The sequence below is a fragment of the Spiroplasma apis B31 genome, assembly GCF_000500935.1.
In the GTDB taxonomy this organism is placed as follows: Bacteria; Bacillota_I; Bacilli_A; order Mycoplasmatales; family Mycoplasmataceae; genus Spiroplasma_A; species Spiroplasma_A apis.
The window spans coordinates 324282-342443 of record NC_022998.1 but is presented as its reverse complement, the minus strand read 5'-3'; the positions used below and the strand labels follow the sequence as shown (position 1 = coordinate 342443).

The 18162-nt window shown below is 27.4% G+C and carries 19 protein-coding genes; 3 read left to right on the top strand and 16 right to left on the bottom strand.

The window, feature by feature from the left end; genetic code table 4:
* Positions 1 to 14: 14 nt before the first annotated feature.
* Positions 15 to 578, top strand: coding sequence for an inorganic diphosphatase (locus SAPIS_RS01545; RefSeq protein WP_023789076.1), 564 nt, complete (start codon positions 15 to 17; stop codon positions 576 to 578).
* A gap of 82 nt (positions 579 to 660) precedes the next feature.
* On the opposite strand, the gene SAPIS_RS01540 is transcribed toward SAPIS_RS01545, so the two are convergent.
* The 12 genes from SAPIS_RS01540 to SAPIS_RS01485 all read right to left on the bottom strand — a co-directional run bounded on the left by SAPIS_RS01540 (position 661) and on the right by SAPIS_RS01485 (position 11656).
* Positions 661 to 2037 carry a BMP family ABC transporter substrate-binding protein gene (locus SAPIS_RS01540; RefSeq protein WP_023789075.1) on the bottom strand — a complete coding sequence of 459 codons (1377 nt, stop codon included), beginning with the start codon at positions 2035 to 2037 and terminating at the stop codon, positions 661 to 663.
* A gap of 326 nt (positions 2038 to 2363) precedes the next feature.
* Positions 2364 to 2804, bottom strand: a complete 441-nt coding sequence (locus SAPIS_RS01535) for a hypothetical protein (protein WP_023789074.1) — start codon at positions 2802 to 2804, stop codon at positions 2364 to 2366.
* Between the two features lie 196 nt (positions 2805 to 3000).
* Complete coding sequence (locus tag SAPIS_RS01530; RefSeq protein ID WP_023789073.1) at positions 3001 to 3429, bottom strand: hypothetical protein; 429 nt, start codon at positions 3427 to 3429, stop codon at positions 3001 to 3003.
* Between the two features lie 126 nt (positions 3430 to 3555).
* Positions 3556 to 4347: a hypothetical protein gene (locus SAPIS_RS01525; protein WP_023789072.1), complete on the bottom strand. Its 792-nt coding sequence runs from the start codon at positions 4345 to 4347 to the stop codon at positions 3556 to 3558.
* 20 nt (positions 4348 to 4367) lie between these two features.
* The gene (locus SAPIS_RS01520) at positions 4368 to 5387 is read right to left on the bottom strand and encodes a fructose-bisphosphatase class II family protein (protein WP_023789071.1); all 1020 of its coding nucleotides are present in this window, start codon (positions 5385 to 5387) and stop codon (positions 4368 to 4370) included.
* 189 nt (positions 5388 to 5576) lie between these two features.
* Positions 5577 to 7217, bottom strand: coding sequence for a hypothetical protein (locus SAPIS_RS01515; protein WP_023789070.1), 1641 nt, complete (start codon positions 7215 to 7217; stop codon positions 5577 to 5579).
* Between the two features lie 138 nt (positions 7218 to 7355).
* Entirely contained in the window at positions 7356 to 8072 is a 717-nt protein-coding gene (locus tag SAPIS_RS01510; RefSeq protein WP_023789069.1) for a YebC/PmpR family DNA-binding transcriptional regulator, read from the bottom strand.
* A 30-nt stretch (positions 8073 to 8102) separates the two neighbouring features.
* A complete protein-coding gene (locus tag SAPIS_RS01505) occupies positions 8103 to 8720 on the bottom strand; it encodes a deoxynucleoside kinase (protein ID WP_023789068.1) in 618 nt (205 codons plus the stop codon).
* 3 nt (positions 8721 to 8723) lie between these two features.
* Positions 8724 to 9473, bottom strand: coding sequence for a pseudouridine synthase (locus tag SAPIS_RS01500; RefSeq protein WP_023789067.1), 750 nt, complete (start codon positions 9471 to 9473; stop codon positions 8724 to 8726).
* 4 nt (positions 9474 to 9477) lie between these two features.
* Positions 9478 to 10035 (bottom strand): SMC-Scp complex subunit ScpB, encoded by a 558-nt coding sequence (gene scpB, locus SAPIS_RS01495; RefSeq protein WP_023789066.1) that lies wholly within the window; start codon positions 10033 to 10035, stop codon positions 9478 to 9480.
* A 5-nt stretch (positions 10036 to 10040) separates the two neighbouring features.
* On the bottom strand, positions 10041 to 10793 hold the full coding sequence (locus SAPIS_RS01490; protein ID WP_023789065.1) for a segregation/condensation protein A: 753 nt from the start codon (positions 10791 to 10793) through the stop codon (positions 10041 to 10043).
* 2 nt (positions 10794 to 10795) lie between these two features.
* Positions 10796 to 11656, bottom strand: a complete 861-nt coding sequence (locus SAPIS_RS01485; protein WP_023789064.1) for a hypothetical protein — start codon at positions 11654 to 11656, stop codon at positions 10796 to 10798.
* Between the two features lie 188 nt (positions 11657 to 11844).
* Here SAPIS_RS01485 and ispG point away from each other — a divergent pair, with 188 nt between their 5' ends.
* The gene (ispG, locus tag SAPIS_RS01480; protein ID WP_023789063.1) at positions 11845 to 12933 is read left to right on the top strand and encodes a flavodoxin-dependent (E)-4-hydroxy-3-methylbut-2-enyl-diphosphate synthase; all 1089 of its coding nucleotides are present in this window, start codon (positions 11845 to 11847) and stop codon (positions 12931 to 12933) included.
* Here the strand turns inward: ispG and SAPIS_RS01475 are convergent.
* Both SAPIS_RS01475 and SAPIS_RS01470 read right to left on the bottom strand, forming a co-directional pair.
* Entirely contained in the window at positions 12930 to 13778 is an 849-nt protein-coding gene (locus tag SAPIS_RS01475; RefSeq protein WP_023789062.1) for an aldose epimerase family protein, read from the bottom strand. The genes ispG and SAPIS_RS01475 overlap by 4 nt on opposite strands.
* Positions 13779 to 13786: 8 nt before the next feature.
* Positions 13787 to 15286 (bottom strand): MFS cation transporter, encoded by a 1500-nt coding sequence (locus SAPIS_RS01470; RefSeq protein ID WP_023789061.1) that lies wholly within the window; start codon positions 15284 to 15286, stop codon positions 13787 to 13789.
* A gap of 220 nt (positions 15287 to 15506) precedes the next feature.
* On the opposite strand from SAPIS_RS01470, the gene SAPIS_RS01465 reads away from it, so the two are divergent.
* Complete coding sequence (locus SAPIS_RS01465; protein WP_023789060.1) at positions 15507 to 15971, top strand: hypothetical protein; 465 nt, start codon at positions 15507 to 15509, stop codon at positions 15969 to 15971.
* Positions 15972 to 15983: 12 nt separating this feature from the next.
* Here SAPIS_RS01465 and SAPIS_RS01460 read toward each other — a convergent pair whose 3' ends face one another.
* Together SAPIS_RS01460 and SAPIS_RS01455 are read right to left on the bottom strand one after the other, a co-directional pair.
* Positions 15984 to 16259 carry a hypothetical protein gene (locus SAPIS_RS01460; protein WP_023789059.1) on the bottom strand — a complete coding sequence of 92 codons (276 nt, stop codon included), beginning with the start codon at positions 16257 to 16259 and terminating at the stop codon, positions 15984 to 15986.
* A 69-nt stretch (positions 16260 to 16328) separates the two neighbouring features.
* Positions 16329 to 18113, bottom strand: coding sequence for a 6TM ABC transporter family protein (locus SAPIS_RS01455; protein ID WP_023789058.1), 1785 nt, complete (start codon positions 18111 to 18113; stop codon positions 16329 to 16331).
* Between the last annotated feature and the right edge of the window lie 49 nt (positions 18114 to 18162).

Below are 18162 nucleotides of genomic sequence, written 5' to 3'. Positions count from 1 at the left end.
AGGAGAAATAAATTATGAAAAATAATGTTATTGAAATGATAGTAGAAATTCCAAAAGGAAGTTCTAATAAATATGAATATGATTTGAAAACAAAAAGCATAAGTCTTGATAGAGTTTTATATGGGGCTAATTTTTACCCAGGTGAATATGGTTTTATAGATGACACTCTAGATTGAGATGGAGATCCTTTAGATGTTATAAGTTTGGTAACTTACCCAACAATGCCTGGTGTGAAGGTGAAAGTAAGAATCTTAGGTACAATAAAAATGATAGATGCTGGTGAAATTGACACTAAACTTTTCGGTGTTTTTAATGATGACCCAAGATTTGAAAGTTACCAAAAATTAGAAGACGTTCCACAACATTTAAAAAATGAGATTGAAAACTTTTTCTTACAATATAAAGCTTTACAAAAAAAAGAAGTGCGAATTGAAGGATGAGGAGACCTTGATCACGCAATTAATGAAATCAAAGAATGTAAAGAAAGATTTTTGGAATATAAAGACAGATATCTTAAAGATGGAGGAAAAGAGGAAATATTAGCAGAGTGGAAATCTAAAGGTTTAGGTCAAGCTTAAATAATCAAAAAACTTTGGAAATAATCCAAAGTTTTTTGATGTTTATTTTTTATTACCAATAATTATCTAATGTTTTTAATATTTATTTTTTAAGTTCTTCTAGTATTTTACTTGCATAACCTTTAATTTTATCAGCGCTTAAAGTAACATCTATACCTTTGTTAGCAAGTTCTGAGAAATAATATTTAGATGAGCCTATTACTTTTTCTCCATTTTTAAATAATTTCATAATAAGGTCATATAAATTTTTATTTACTTTATTACCATTATCATATGAAATTTTACCACCAAGTCATTTTGTAGTTCCAGATCAAGTTTTTTTATCAGCTAGATTAACATCAACAAATTTTCCGTCTTTTTCTTCTGTCACTCCAATATCTTTATACTTTTCTAAAACCTTGTTGAAGAAATTCTCGTTTTTATTGTATTTTTCTAGGTGTGAGATTGCTAATACTGTTGAAGACACAATATCTTTTTCAGCTGATGTTATGAACTGATCATTAAACTGTGGGTATACTTTAATTTGATCAGTATCTACACCTATAACTTTTGTGCTAGCTTTACGTTTCTTAATAACATTTAGTAAATCCCCTGTTTGTGGACCAGCAACTGGTAAAACAACATTTGCCTTATCAGTGTTTACCAATTTATCAGATATACCTTGTCCAGATCCTGCTAAAAAACTACCAGAAAAATAATTAGATTGATCAATTGCAATACCTTCATTTTGAGAATTTGCTCTCGATACTTCTACATTCAATAATTTTTCAAGACTTCCGTCTTTCAAATTAGGATTTATTGCTTTAATCATTTCTTCTATATATTTTTTATTTTCTTCATCTTTTTTAAATTCATTATAGAAATTTATTGAAGCCAAGAAACCATGCATAAAGTTATCAACTGCAAAACCATTAGGGCTACCACCAAATGTAGCCAACACTAACTTACCATTACCATCTTTATTATAATTTTCGGTTGCCAATGAGTAAATTATTGATGCAAACCCTGAGTAAAACGCTGAAATATCTGCTCTAAACAATAAACCAGTTACATTATTATGGTTTTCATTACTATTATCTATAATAACTACATCATCTATCAATTCAGAAGCTTTTTTAAGGCGTTCACCACCATGCTTATAACCCGGCAATATCAAGGTTTTCGCTCCAGCTGATTTTGCTATTTTATAACGATTATCAAATTCTTGTTCATCTTTTGGTTCACTATATCCTATACCATCATATTTTTTATCTAAATTATCATTAATACCAAGTAAGTTCATTATTTCATTACCTGCATTATAACCACTCTCATTAAAAGATTTATCATTGATTTTACCTGCATCGGTTACCAAGTAAACATCCATTCAACCCTTATATTTTTTTCCACAAGAGATGGCTGAAGACGCACTTGATACCAATACTGTAGTTGCCATAAGACTTGTTAATAGTTTTTTCATATTTCAATCCCCCTTTTCGTATAGAAACAAAATCTGTTTACTTCACAAAAAACCTTAAATTATTTTACTAATTTAAGGTTCCTTTCCAATCTAATTATATGTTGATAAATGTAAAGAGACTTCATTTAACTTACGACCTAATTATACTTTCAAAAATTAGAAATTCACAAAATATTAAATAATTTAAAAATAATTATTGATTTTTCACAAAAAAAATGAGAACCATACTCATTTTTAATATTATTTAAATAAATTTGCTTAATTAAATGTTTAAATATTTGAAAGATATTTATTACATTAAGAACAAACACTTATTAATAGAGGATTTAAACCTCTGTGAATTCATCCTTAGCTACTCACGCTGTTGTACCCACAACCGCTAGTGAGAACAATGAAATAAATGTTAAAAATAAAATAACTTCTTTATCAGATGACTTCAAACCAATACCTACTATCAATATCATAATTAGGTCAATAAATATAACAACTCCTACTAAAAGATGGGCATAATTTGCTATTTTATTGAAACTATTATTTCCATTAGCATTCATGATGATAATTATAAGACTAACAAAAAGTCCTATTGCTGAAAGCGAAAGTAATAATAATGTTCAAATTATCATATTTTTTTCTAGGAAACTTCCTTTTTGATCATCTAAGAATGAGTAAAATGGGTCTCCATACTGGTCTTTTGCTGCATAAAATACTACAGTAGTAATCAGTAGACAAGAAAAGCTTGCAAGCATTGCTATTCATGATTTTTTCATAAAATTTTTCCTCCTATTAAATAAACATAAATTTACTTATAGATAAATTATACACTCTTGTTATTTTAGTAATGAGGGTAATTTAATGTTTTTTTTGATTTTGTTTTTCAAGACCAAATTATTAAATAAGAATAACAAAAAACCTCAGTAATTGAGGTTTGAAACATTATTTAAATTGTTTTATTATTTACCATTTTTAAGCGGTAAATTCATCTTTTGCTACTCATGCTGTTGTTCCAACTACTGCAGCAGAGAAAACCACCACAAGAGCAAATATAGCTGTTGACATATTTGATACAGGTTTAACAGTTATTCCTGATACTAAGATCATAATAGCAGAGAATAAAACTAATACCGCAACAAAAATATGAGCATAGTTTGCATATTTATTTAATGAATCATTATCTTTAAAGTTTAAAAATAAAATCACTCCACTAACAATCAATCCTAGTATTGATACTGCCATTACCAAGATTGCTCAAATTTGCATTTGATTTGATGGGAACTTACTTCCTTTTAAATAATCATATAGAAAAATTGAACTATCCTTTAATGCAAAAAATAAGATTGAGATGATTGTCAGTACACCAAAACTTGCACACATTGCTATTCAAGATTTTTTCATAAAACGTTCCTTTCTTATAAGAAACCAAAGGCTTCTTATGAAAAAAATTATACACCTTTAAAGTTTCAACACTTCGTTTTTCACGGTATTAAAAATTTCTTTTAAAATTTAAAATGTATTTAGTTACTAAATGCAAACAAAGGGTCCTAAGAATTTTGTGTTCTCTGTTTTTTGATTAAATCTAAAAATTTCAAAATTGAGTTTGTTAAACTCAAGTGAATACACTCTAGCTGCTATGATATCAGTTTTATAACCAATACACTCACTATCAACAAATGAGACAATTTCCCTTTCATATTTTGTTTCTAATCAATTTTTACCTTTTGTAGAAAAGTATAAACAAGAAATTATTATAAAAAAAGTTAAAAATGAAAGTGCTTGGAAAATTGGAATCCTTATTAATCACATAAATATTCCTTCAATCATTATTCTATCTTCTGAGAAAAAGAAATACATTATGAAAAGCATCATAGAGATAACTGTTGTTAATGAGTAAATAAAATAAGCTAGTTTAGGTATTACCGACCAAAACAAATTAAATTTTTTCAACTCTTTATCATTTTGATAACGTTTTGTATTATATCAAATACTTGCTAGTAGATAATCAATTTCGTATCCAACACTAGGCATCACCCATCTAGGTATCGTGATTTTTTTATTTTTTTTGTTTAACATGTTGAAAATTCTTGAATAGTTATCTACTACTCCATATTCGATAGTCAGATCCGGACACTTTAAATACTTCTGAAAGTTCTTTATGAGTTCTTCAATTTTTGTAGTAGATATATTTATATCTGCAGAGTTTATTTCTCTTACTTTAATTCTGGAATAAACTAAAGTATTGTACAGTTTCAAAGAAAACAAGGTCAAAAGTGTTAATAAAACACCTATCAATAATATTTTATGTATATTTTCCATTAATTTTATTGCTCCTTTTTTTAACGCTTATACTTATCAAATAAATATTTAATTTCAGGCTTTAAAGTATTAACTTTTTTCACATCATAAACCGATTTTATATTCCTTACAATACCATGACTAGCCATGAAAGCATTCACAAAAAACTTCCCATCCTTATAGTTTATTGGTTTTAAAGTTCCACCAGCTGTTAAACCGGAGGCAAAAAAACTTGTTCTATTATCCGCTACTAAATCTATATCTGACAATATAGTTGTGAAATCGATATTATGTTTTGATAACCATGCTGATTCTTTTAATATTCTATTTTTAGTCTCTTCTTCATTTGGTCAAATATCTCCATAAGAAACTAAACGACATTGCATCCTACAACCAGAAGCAATTGCCAAAGAAGCCATCAAACATCCTTCAGGAGCACCTCCAATACCATAAACAATATCAGCTTCACCATTTACAACATCAATAGCAGCTAAAACATCACCATCTTTTATTAGTCTAATAATTACACCAAGATCATTTAATTCTTTAATGATCTTTTGGTGTCTGGGTTTATCTAAAACAATACATTTAATGTCTTTTCTATTGACCTTTAGTTGCATTTTTTTAATTATTTCTATTATTCCTGAGTTTAAATCTAATATTTCATTGAACTCATTGCTAACAAATACCTTCTCCATATACATTTCTGGGAGTTGTAACATTGTATTTTCCCTGGAAATTGCAATTGTGGAAATACTACCTGCAAAGTTATAAGCAGCGGGATTTGTACCCTCAATTGGGTCGACTGATGCATCAAATATTGGTGCATCATAACTGCTTGGACTACCTAATATTTGGCCCACAAACAACATTGGTGCTTCATCCAACTCTCCTTCACCATTAACTATTTTTAATTTGAAACCCTGCTCATTCTTAAGCATTACTTCAAAAGCTTCGACAGCTGCTTGATCAATCTTATTTTTATCTTTCAAACCAATATATTTATAAGAAGCAATTGCTGCTAACTCAACAGTGCGCAATAAAACAACATCTTTATTCATTTAAACTCTCCTAATCAATTACTATTATAACAAAGAAAAAACCAAGTATTTTTTTAATAAGTTAAAGGAATATAAAAAAATCTTAATAGATAAGATTAAAAAATATAATTTTTTTAGAAAATGTTTTGGCAATATCACTTTAATGATATTTGTTAAATCTTAGTCCTATTAAAGTAATTATAAATACCATTAAATCCAAGTATCTTTTTTTATTTTATAATAGCTCATCAAGAAACTTGAACCAAAGTATTTTCCAGTATCTAAGATTTCCACTTTGAAGTTAGTATCTGTAATATCAACAATATTTATGTCATAATCTAATATTAAGTTAGCTTTAGGATACTTTGCATTTAACAAGACTTTGATTGTATGACGATAAACTTTGTAATCTGAAGAACGATAGGTAAATATTTCACCTAAATTTCTATCTTTTATGATTTCTTCAAGGTTTCCTAATTTATCTAACTTGTTATAATTGTATGTTATTTCAACTTCACCTTTATATGTAGGATTATCATTTTTTGCTATGATTTTTACTTTGTTATTTCCGACCCAACTTAATAAATAGTACATAAATTGATAATCCAAAGATATATTATTCAATTCATTTATTTTCTCAAAAACAACATTAACATCCCTATTAAAACTATCAATATATCCATCGATTTCTCCGATGTTTACCATTTTGATTTCATCCTTCAAATCTTTTTTATTGAATACAGTTTTATCATTATCAATTTCAAAATATATACTACATCCAGTATTATGTTTATATGGGATTATTGGATGACTATTCGCCACACTTAAAACCAAAAAATATTTCTTTTTATCTGGACTATAATAAGGTTCGTCACTTATACCATTTCGTATATATTCAGTGTTAAAATGAGGATTTTCTAGCATAAGTTGTTTTAAAAAAGCGTCAACATCAATTTTGACCTGCCCGTTGTCGTTTTTGGCACCTCTTATTAAACCGAACTCTTTATTTTTGATTGAGTTTGTTAACGATACCTTCTCTTTGCCTTCATAATTTACCAAAACTTCTCCTCGGAATGTAGAATAATTACTATTTGATTTAATAATAGCTGATGTTGAGGTTATGTTTGTAACTATTAAGGCATCTGAGATGGATTTATCAAAATTATCATTGTGAAATGATGCAGCTTCAAGTATCTCTTCACTTGTAAAAACACTCTTTTGTGAGTAAATTTTACCTAAATAAGTCTTGTTTATTAAATTCTTGACTTCAATACTTTCCACTTTTTTGTAATTATAACTGATAGAAACTTCTCCTTCATACTTAGTTGACTGAGGGTTTGCACTTATCCTTGCACTTGATTCATTCACTTCTGATATAGAAATATCATCAAAGGTAAACTTAGTATTATTAATATCATTAATTTTATTTAATAAAATGCTATTACTAGGCATATTTGTATTATCTTTTATGTTTCCTAAATTAGTTTTAGTTATTAAATCTGTTAAGTTCCCTTTTTTATGGATGTATTTAAATGTTAACAAGCATTCTCCAATCACATTTTTTCCATTACCTTTTATTCTAGCATTAAAAACAGTTAGAGTTTCTTCAACCAACGATATATCACTTGAATTCAAATCTAAGCCGGTATTAACCTTATTTACTCTAGCAATTAATAATGGTAATGAAGGAAGTTCCTCATAACCTTCAAATTCTCCTAAACTAGTATTTATTGTTCTAAGGTCCTTTAAATTTTGATCATCGTTTTTTATTTGAATACTACAACTTAATGTTTGGACTGTACCGATTAAAAATAAAAAGTTACTGCTGATTAATATTAAAACTTTTTTCATTACTTATCTCCTTTTAGATAGTATATCAATATATAAGTGTTTCTTAATTTTAGATTAACCTGATAAATTGAAAACAAATTTCATAAACTTAACTAATTATAAAAACCACCTTAATGGTGGTTTTTATAATATATTTACTTAAATTTCAACGTTGTGATAAACTTCTTGTACATCTTCAAGTTCATTTAATTTATTTATAAGCTTATTAAACTGTAATTTTGTTTCTTCATCATTAATTTTAATGAAATCATCAGCCAACATAGTAGTTTCTGCCAATTTATAATTCTTTAAACCCGCTTTGTCTAAAGCTGTTTTAACTGCATTAAAAGATTGAAATGATGCATATACCATTGTTAATCCATCTTCTTCAATAACATCATTAACTTCTGCATCTGTGTCCATCAATAATTCTAGAACTTCTTCAACGGACTTTTCTTCAAACGCAAACAAACTAGTAGGTTGGAAAGAATGAGAAACCGAACCTGAGTTGGCAATCTTTCCCCCATTTTTATTAAATGCATCCCTTATTTCTGCTATTGCTCTATTAACATTACTAGTTAAAGAGTCAACAATTATCATTGAATTTCCGGGTCCATACCCTTCATAACGATTAGAAACGTAATTTTCAGCTTCGCCACCCTCTGCTTTTTTTATAGCCCTATTAATTACATCTGTAGGAACTTGTTTTGATTTTGCTTTATCAATTGCACTTCTTAATGCCAAGTTTGCCTCAGGATCAGAGCTACCATTTTTTGCAGCCATATAAATTTCTTTAGAAGCCCTTCCATAAATAGCAGATTTCATAGCTGCTGTTTTTTCCATACTTTGTTTTCTTACTTCGTGAGCTCTTCCCATAAATATTCCTTTCACATAATTTAAACTAATTTATTTTACCAAATTGGGTTCAATTTCGTATATTTTATTCATAATAATTTCCATTTTTTCTTCTAAATCGTCACTTTCAGCATCGACAACTAAGAAATTGAACATATGTTTTCTTCTTTCGAAAAAGTCATCGTACCTTTTATTTAGTAACTCCCAATACTCATAAGGCGTTTCTAGTTCTTGAATTCTTCCTCTATCTTTAATTCTTTCGATAGCCTTATCTGTTGATAACTTCAAATAAATAACTAAATCAAACTCTGACTTATATCCAAGACTTGGTATTATAACTTGTTCGTAAAAATCGGTGTAAGTTTTGTAATCAATATCGTTCATGGTTTTTAAATCATGATTAACTGTAACAAAAATTGGATCTTCAAGAATTGTTCTATCAAAAATTACATTTTTTAATGATTTTGCTTCTAATAATTGTCGACTTCTTGCTGTTAACATATAGATTTGCATTTTAAAAACATTTGCTTTCATGTCTTTGTAATAATCATCAAAATAAGGGTTATTATCAATTGGTTCAGGAAATATTTCATAACCAAGTTGCTTTGAAATTAACTCAGAAATTGTTGATTTGCCAGCTCCTACAGTTCCAAATAATGCTATTCTCATAAATTACTCCTTATTATTCTTTTTAGATATTGAATTATAAATACCGTAGAATTGTTTAATTTCGTGTGGTTTTAAACTTCTAAACTTACCAACTTCAATATCATTGATTGTTAAAAACTCTATTTGCGTTCTTTTTAACTTTTTCAAATTTATATCAGCAGCTATTAACATTTTTTTAATATGATGTTTTCTACCTTCGGCTATAGTTATTTCAACTATTGACTCATTATATTGATCATCATATTTCAGTAATGCAGCATGTATTGCTTTTGTTTTATAATCTTCATCAATGATAACACCGTTTAATAAGTTTTTGATTTGTTGTTTAGTTACTTTACTATCACAAAGCGCTTGATATGTTTTTCTAAATTCATACTTTGGGTGCATAACAAAGTTAGCAAATTCTCCATCGTTTGTCATTATTAATGCACCACTAACATCATAATCCAACCTACCTACTGGATATACCCTAATTTTGCTATCTTTAAAAAAGTCAGCAACAGTTTTTCTCTCTTTAGGGTCATACATAGTAGTAACAACCAATCTTGGTTTATTAAATAAATAATAAACTTTTTCTTTAACAATTTCTAGTTTTTTATTATTAATTTTAATCTCTACATCACAATTAAATTTCGAACCAAGTTCTGTAACTACGATCCCATTAACTTTAACTTTACCGCTTGTGATTAAAGTTTCGGCTTGTCTTCTTGAACAATAACCTCTTGTTGCTATAATTTTTTGTAAACGTTCCATATAACTAATCTCTTTTGAAAATATCTTTTTCTTCTTCTATTGTTTCTTTTAACTTTGGTAAATCATCAAGGCTATTTAAATTAAAGTACTTTAAGAAATCATCGGTAACTTTATACAACATTGGTTTCCCTAAGTCTGATGATTTACCCGCTTCTTCAATTAAGTTTCTTAACTTTAATTTATAAAATATTGTCTCGCAATTAACGCCTCTAATGTCCTCGACTTTAGCTTTTGATATTGGGCCTTTGTAGGCAATAATAGACAAAGTTTCGATGCTTGCAGTTGATAACTTCGCTTCTGTTTTAATATTAGATAACTTAGCATAATGCTCGGCATTTTCTTTTTTGGTTATCATCCTGAATTTATTTCTTGCAAACTTTTGAATATCTAAACCACTGGATTCGTCACCTCTATATTTATCTTTTAAAGAGTCAAGTATTTTTTCGATTATAGTGTCTTCTTCTGTGTTTAAAATAAACTTCAAATCATCTATTGAGACACCATCATCTCCATTAACAAAAAGAAGCCCCTCTGTAATTGCTAATTTTTTATTAAACTCCATAGGTATTATTCCCTTTCACTAACTAAATAATCAATTATTACATCATCAACTTCTTGATAAATATAAATAATTTTTTTAGACGCTAAATCTAAAACAGCTAGAAATGTAGCAACTAGCATTCTTAAAGTGAAATGTTTTTCTTCTATCAAATCACTCAGTTTTATTTTTTTTATTCTATTTTTTTCTAAAAAATTTCTTATTTCAACAGCAATTTCTTCTGGTGATACATCTACGTTTGTCAATGTGTTAGTTTCCATTACAGTTGATTGTTTTTTTTCAATAGCTTTTAAAAATATTTTTGCAAACTTATCGATATCAATATTATTCGGCGCTAATGGTAAATTATCATCATCAATTTTAGTTATCTTGAAAACAGATTTTGGTTTACTATATACCTTTAAAGAATCCTCTTGTTGTTCTTTGAAAAAGCTTGTTACTTCCTTGATCTTATGATATTCCATTAAGCGTGATAATAATTCTTGTCTTTGATTTTCTTCATAATCTGAATCAACCTCAACAACTTCCTTTGGGATTAATAATTTAGACTTCAGTTCAATAAGATATGCAGCCATCACAAGGTATTCGCTTGCAACTTCAATATCTAGCTCTTCACACTTTTGAATATATTTTATATATTGATTTGATAATTCCAATAAATTGATATCCATAATATTCAATTGTTTTTCCTTGATCATATGAAGCAATAGATCTAAGGGTCCGTTGAAATTATTTAAATTTAAAGATTGTCATCGTTCCATATTTATTCCTTAACTGTTTCGCCTTTTTCTTTAAGTTTTTCCAAAGTCTCAATTAGTTGTCTTTCGGGCTTTAAGTATTTATTCAGCGCTATCATTATTCTACCGACAATTATAAATAGTAAGTCTATCGAAAAAGAAATATTGTACTTAAAACTAGGGTCTGCGAAATCATGTTCCAATACATTTCTTAACCTTCTAATATAATGTCAAGCTTTTGATATAGTTATTGTTTCGATACAAATAGTTAATTTTTCATGATCGATTAAACTATTAGTTAGAAATCCGATATCTTTTGGGAAATCTACAAAAAATTTCAAACCATTTTCATTATAATCACTTTTTATATTTTTGTAATATTTATCATTTAGGTGCCTAGCAATATATGTAAATTTATCAAAAACAGTATACAAATATTTGAATGTCTCGTTTTGTTGGTGAAACTCAACTGTATTTATGCCAAACAAAGTCTTATAATCAGACAATGAGCTGTATTCATAGGTTTTTTCTAGGAAGTAGCGAACAATACTTTTAATTTCAACAAAGATTTTGAAATCGAATATATCTCGATCACTATATAATGCTTTTTCTAATGCTTTTTTACAAATTTTTATGTAGTCCGCAATATGTTTTATGGTTAATTTTATATTTTCGTTTTTAGTGATTTGTATATTTAAATAACGTGCACTCTTTTCACAATAATGTACTAGTCTCTCAATTATGGCATCTTGTTTGAAAAATGTTTCATCTAAATATTCACCTATTACATCAACATAAGTCAAAAACTCATTACGAGATTCATAGCTTTTATGAGTTAGCGCATCATTAATTGCAACTATGTCCCGCAATGTAATTCTTTCTGCCACTTATTTCAACTCCTATAACTTTAATTATACTAAAAAATCCTTGTAGTTAAGGTTTTTTGAACTATATAAATTAAAATAACTAAAATTTGTATTTAATTAATATGTGTATAATTAATATGAAACTTTAAAAGCAAGATTGCAATTAAAGATAATGATAAAACTAAAATATAATTTGTAGGGGGTTAATAATGTATAAAAGAACTGAAACCAGGCCCGTCTATGTTGGGAAAATTCAAATTGGTGGTAATAATAAAGTTGTAATTCAATCAATGACTACCTCAAAAACTCACGATGTGGATGCAACGCTTGAAGAAATAAATAACTTATACAAAGAAGGTTGTCAAATTGCTAGAGTTGCTGTGCTTGGGATTGATGATGCAAATGCACTTCAAGAAATAGTCGAAAAATCACCAATACCAATAGTTGCAGATATTCATTTTAATTATAAGTTTGCATTGATAGCTGCTGATTCTGGATGTGCAAAAATTAGAATTAACCCTGGAAATATTGGTATCGAGGAAAACACAATTGCAGTCGTACAAAAATGTAAAGAAAAGAACATACCTATTAGGATTGGAGTAAACTCAGGAAGTTTACCAAAGAAATTAGTTGAAAAATACGGATGAACTCCCAAATGCATGGTTGAGGCACTTAGAGAACATATAGAGATTTTAGAAAAGTATGAATTTTATGACATAATTTATTCTTTAAAAGCTACAGATCCATTAATGGCAATTGAAGCATACAGTCTTGCTTCAGAAATATGAAATTATCCAGTCCATATAGGAATTACAGAAGCAGGCAGTCTGTTGAATGGGGCTATTAAATCTAGTTTTGGAATCGGTTACTTATTATTCAGAGGTATTGGAAATACCATTAGAATTAGTTTAAGCGAAGACCCTGTTATGGAAATAAAAGTAGCAAAAAGATTGCTGAATTCTATTGGTTTATTTGATAATATGGTTGAAGTTATAGCTTGTCCAACTTGTGGAAGATTAGAATTTCAGTTACGAGAAGTAGTAGCGGAGATAGAATCATTTGTTGAAAATTTACATTTTCCATTAAAAATTGCTATTTTAGGATGCGTTGTTAATGGTCCAGGTGAGGCTTCGCACGCAGATATTGGAATAGCTGGAGGGAAAAACGGAGGAATCATATTTAAAAAAGGAAAAATATTTAAAACCGTTTCCCAAGAAAAACTTGTTCCCGAATTAAAATTGTTAATATTGGATTATTATGAAGAATGAAAAAGCAAAAACCAGAATAGTATGGACTAATTAGTATTGAATATCATTTCAAATGATATTTTTTTTGACTCTTTAGGATTTAATTTTAAGATCTTGTACTTATTTTTTAAATCATGATCACTATTTCCACTCTTGTCAGGCATACCACACCACGGTTCTATACAAATAAATCCACTATCATTATTATCTCTTCAAAGACCCAATGTTGAATAATCATTCAGGGGTAGTTTAAATTCAAATGAATCATTTTTATATAGTAAATAACTTGATCTTAGGGTGTCACAAAAATAAGACTTTGATTCAGAAAAATCGACATCCTTGATAATAATTTCCTTTCACTTTTTTTTATTTTGTTCATCTTCTAAGTAAAGTCCTTCTGGAGTGAATGAATCAAAGAAGGTTTCTTCTGATTCTAAAACTATTTTTGAGGAATCATCAACTTTAAATGCTGGATGATGTCCGAATGAATAATACATATCAACATCCTCAACATTTTTTACAACGAAATCAATGGAAAAAACATTTTTAGCGACTTTCAAAATTAAATCTAGTTCAAACTCAAAAGGATAAATTTTTGAGAATTGACAATTAGATGAAAACGATAATACTGCGCAGTCGTTATAAATGCTTTTTATTGTCCAATTATTTATATTTTTCATAAAACCGTGTCTTGGTAAAGGATATTTAACGCCATTATATTTAATATAACCGTTAATAGCTCCACAATTTGGAAATAGCAAGGGTCATGTTTTTTTTCAAGACGAATTCTGTTGATAGCAAACCTCATTATCTTTGAACTTCAAACTAGTTATTTCAAAATTGCAACTATCGGCTTTAAAAGTAATATCTAAGTATTCATTCTTTATTGTATACATATTTAAACCTACATTTCATTATTATCTAACTCATCGACTTTTATTTGAGTTTTGGTTTTTTCAATAACTCTTTTTTTAAGAATTATTTTTAAATTTTGCACTGCTAACCTTGGGTTAATGTAGTCTGCAAAAATATACTTATGAGTAAAATAGAATATAAACATAGCAAGCAGAACTAACAGCGAAGAGAGAGTCATAATAACAGTGATAGAATCAATAAAACTCTCGTAGATTATACTATCGTTTGTTAATAGTTGCTTGGTTTTTAAAATTTCATCTACTGATTTAAAATACTTAAACACACCTACCTTAGAATTTAATAAGGTTTCTTCAATAACTTGATTCAAAAACATACCACCAAATAAAGCCGATCCAAAAAAGCCTGTTACAGGGTTTTTTGGTGCACGATAATTCCAAAACATACAAAAGCTAAATAAAGAGTAAATTATTTGTGTGTAGCATACCCCTATTAGGATATTTAAAATCATAAATGTGAAAGGATTTTTATTGAAGGCTAACACTACGTACAATAAGAATAATGTAAAAAAACTTGTAAATAATAGATACTTCTGATTGAAATGTGGAGTTGCAAATTTGAAGATAAGATAAGAAATCAGCACTGAAGGAATAATGAAATTGAAGTCATATAATCTTAATAGTGTTTCTACAAGGTCATTTGAGTAACCATTATAAATGCCTTGGAAGGCAATAAACATTTTTGTTGTTAAGGACATACTTAAAGTACCTGCACAAGAAACTAAAAATGTAATTATATAAATAGTGAAAAAATTTCAATTATTCTTTCTGGGTAATTGTGATCGAATACTTTCATCAAAAGAGCTAGCTAAATTTTTATTCTCCTTTTGCGTAAAATTTAAATATAAACATATAGGTATAAAAAGTAGAACAAATAAATTGGTATAAGTAAAATTTTCAGAAGATAACACTATTGTTTGAAGTTGCCCTATAAATGTACCTAACAAACCAGAAAAACCAATAATTGTATAAATGACTCAAGTAACCGGTAGTGTGTTTATACGATAAAAATATTGTTCATTTAAAAACAAGTAATGTATTGTGGATGTAGAAAGAATAAAAGCATATAAAATTGAATATAGAATGAAGACGTATATATTGCTAACTTTTAGAAAGTTCATCAGAAGTGTTAATAAGATAACACTAGCATAAGATAAATACATTCATAATTTTCTACTTTTTATTATACCTGTAATGAATGTAGCAAATGGTTTAAGTATTATGATAAATAATAAAGATATTATCAACAAAATTATTAGATATGTTCTGTTTTCTAAACTTCTTGCCAATGAGTCTTTAAGGTACACTAACTCGTAGCCTAATAAACTTGAACATAATCAAAATATTGCCACTTCCAAGCAAAAAAGTAAAGCATTTTTTGATAACTTCTCTTTTCGTAACATAAGTATTACAATTGTAAAGCAAATGCTAATGATGATTGGTGTTAAAACTGTAATGTCTCAATATTTCATTTCATACCTCGATACTTAATCAACTATTATTTTATTACAAATTTTCTATTTTAATGAGTAAGATTTATATTGTTATATTTGTATTATTGTTTTAAAATTAAAGAATAACTATCTTTTACTAGATAACTAGCTAAATTAACGTTTAATATGGTAAATACTTTCAAAATTAAAACATTAACATTTAGTTAGAACGATATTAAAACGAAAAAGAGGTACACATATGGAAAAAGAACGAAAAACAAACGAAATTAACTTAAATAAAAGCGAAACTATTTGCAAATTGCTAGTAACAATTAGCGCTAGTATTATAGTAGCAATTAACTTAATATTTTTAATATGAATCATTATCTTAATAAATAATAAAATCACATTCAACTCAACAGAGATATTCTTAAGGAAATTTGCTCCATCAGCAAAATGATTTATATTTGGGTTTTTAATATCATCAATTATCATATCTACATTAGTTATTCTTTTTATTAATCTTAAAAAGATAAACTTATACTTGCCAGCATTATACTTAGCTATCTTCTTGGGTATTGCATCAACTATTAGAGCATTTGTCTCAGAATATTATGGCATATTGATATATTTACCAATTGGTTTATTAATATTAATACCTAGTGGATTTTTATATTATAAAAAAATTCAACTTTCTAAAAAAAATAAAAAGGTTATTCAATAATGAATAACCTTTTTATTTAACTATTCTTTGTTGAAAAATAATTCAAATATTTGTTCCTTGATAATTTTGGAAAATCTTTTCTACATTAGAAAGAATAAAATTATGGTCAGTATCAATAGTTTCTCTTAATTCTAAAGTTGTTATTTCAATTGGTCTCTTTGAATCTTGTGTTAAAGATTTAAATGTATAATCAAAGCATTTTTGTTGATCTAAAAAACTATATCTTACTTTTATCTCCGTAATCATTCTTGAGTCTAATTTTAATTCCAAAATACTGTAACTTTTCATTATTTGATTCTGCCTTTCTTTATAGTTTTGCTACAGATTATTAAAGTTATAGGAAAAAATTTATTTTGTTTAATGTGTCATATTATACGGTTTTTCTATGTTATTAACGTGTTTTGTTAATTTTTTTTCTGCTTTCAAGTTCTTAATTTCTTTTTTAATTTTTTTCATATCATTATGAACTTTAATTAAGTATAAACTCGATTCATTATTGAACTCTTGGATAGAATCAATTACTTCAATCTTAGATTGTAACTGAAAGTTATAGAATGCTAATTTCTTATATTGCTTATTACCAACTGAAACTCAATAAATTAGAGAAAAAGTAATAAAGACTAAAAATAGAGCTGGAGTAGCGATAATTATAAGTACATCTGCAATAAAATATACAAGATTACCATCATTATAGTTTGATTGAAAAAGAAAAATTTGCTTCAATATTTCAAACGAAATAGTATGCTCTGGTGAATTAATATAGAAGTTAGCAATCTTCATAAATAAACCAACTATCGGGGTTATTAAGAAGATAACAAACACTGTAATCAATCAGCCGGACATATTTTTAAATTTTCTGTATATTTTAGAGTTATTTAACTCCGTTTTATCAAAGTTTGAGTTATTTCAAAATAAAGTATTACTCTTTTCGTTACTATCTTGGATATACTTCTCGTCCAAAGCATCTTTTATATTTTTTTGTTTATTAAAATTATCTAGGAGTTTTTTTGTATTAAGTGGTCCAGTTTCAAGTGCTTCAAAATGTTTTTCTTTGTATAAATTAGCTTTCTTATTCAAACTTTTTATTACGGTGTTGTCAGAAGTTGAACTATTATTAACTGTTAATTTTTCTTCAAATTTTGTCTCATAGTTATTTTCATTCATTTTATTTATGAAATTACTATCGGCCATTCGTTTTTCTCTGTAATTCTCACTAATATTGGCAGTCTTATCTGAATGATTATTATTTTGTTGTTCTCTTACTATGAAATGTTGCTTCTGTTGACTTAAGTTTTGCTCACTTGATTTCATGTCAACTATGTTTTCACTTTTCACATTGTCATACATATTTTGTGATTTATCTAGATTTTTATTTAGAAGTTCATTTGATATATTTTCTAATGAAACTTGTTCTTTTAAATTATGATCACCTGAGTTGAACAAGTTTTCACGTGCCCGTTCTAGTTCACGATTATTTTCTACATTATTATGGAAAGTTTCTTGTGTATTTGAATTATTCAAAGTTCTTCTTGGAACATGGATGTTTTGACCTGGGTTAGAAAAATAATTTGAGTTATGTGAAGCCATTTTCTCTTCTCAAATACCACTATTTTTCATATCAGTTAATGTTTCATTTACTGGCGTATTATTCAAATTTTCATATGTATTAAAACTTCTTCTTGGAGTAAAGTGTTTTTGAGAGTTAGGTGTTTGAAAATTTTCAATTAAACGAGTAGTTTCACTAGAATCAGTTATTTCAGAAAAGGTTATGTCTTTTTTGGGTATATATCTATCGAAATTTGATACATTCTGATTATTAGTTTCCAAACTAGAATGTTCGTCAAAATCAAAAAACTCGTTTGTATTTACCTCACCAACTTCATCAAATAATGATTTAATGTAGGCGGTATCACCCAAACTTTGATTATGTATATTTACGTCCCCGATATTTTCACTTTGTGTTTTCTGTTTTATTTCAAACTCTCTAACATATCTTGAATCAATATTTAAAACCTCTTGTGTTAATATATTTTTGATTTTCAGAAAACTTAACTCTCCATTTGATATTTGTTTTGTTTGTATATCTAAAATAACTCAATTTTGATTATTATAGACTACTAACGCCCCTATTTTAAAGCCCATATTACACCCCTTGTTTTTAGTATATATTAATGTATATTAAATGTAAAAT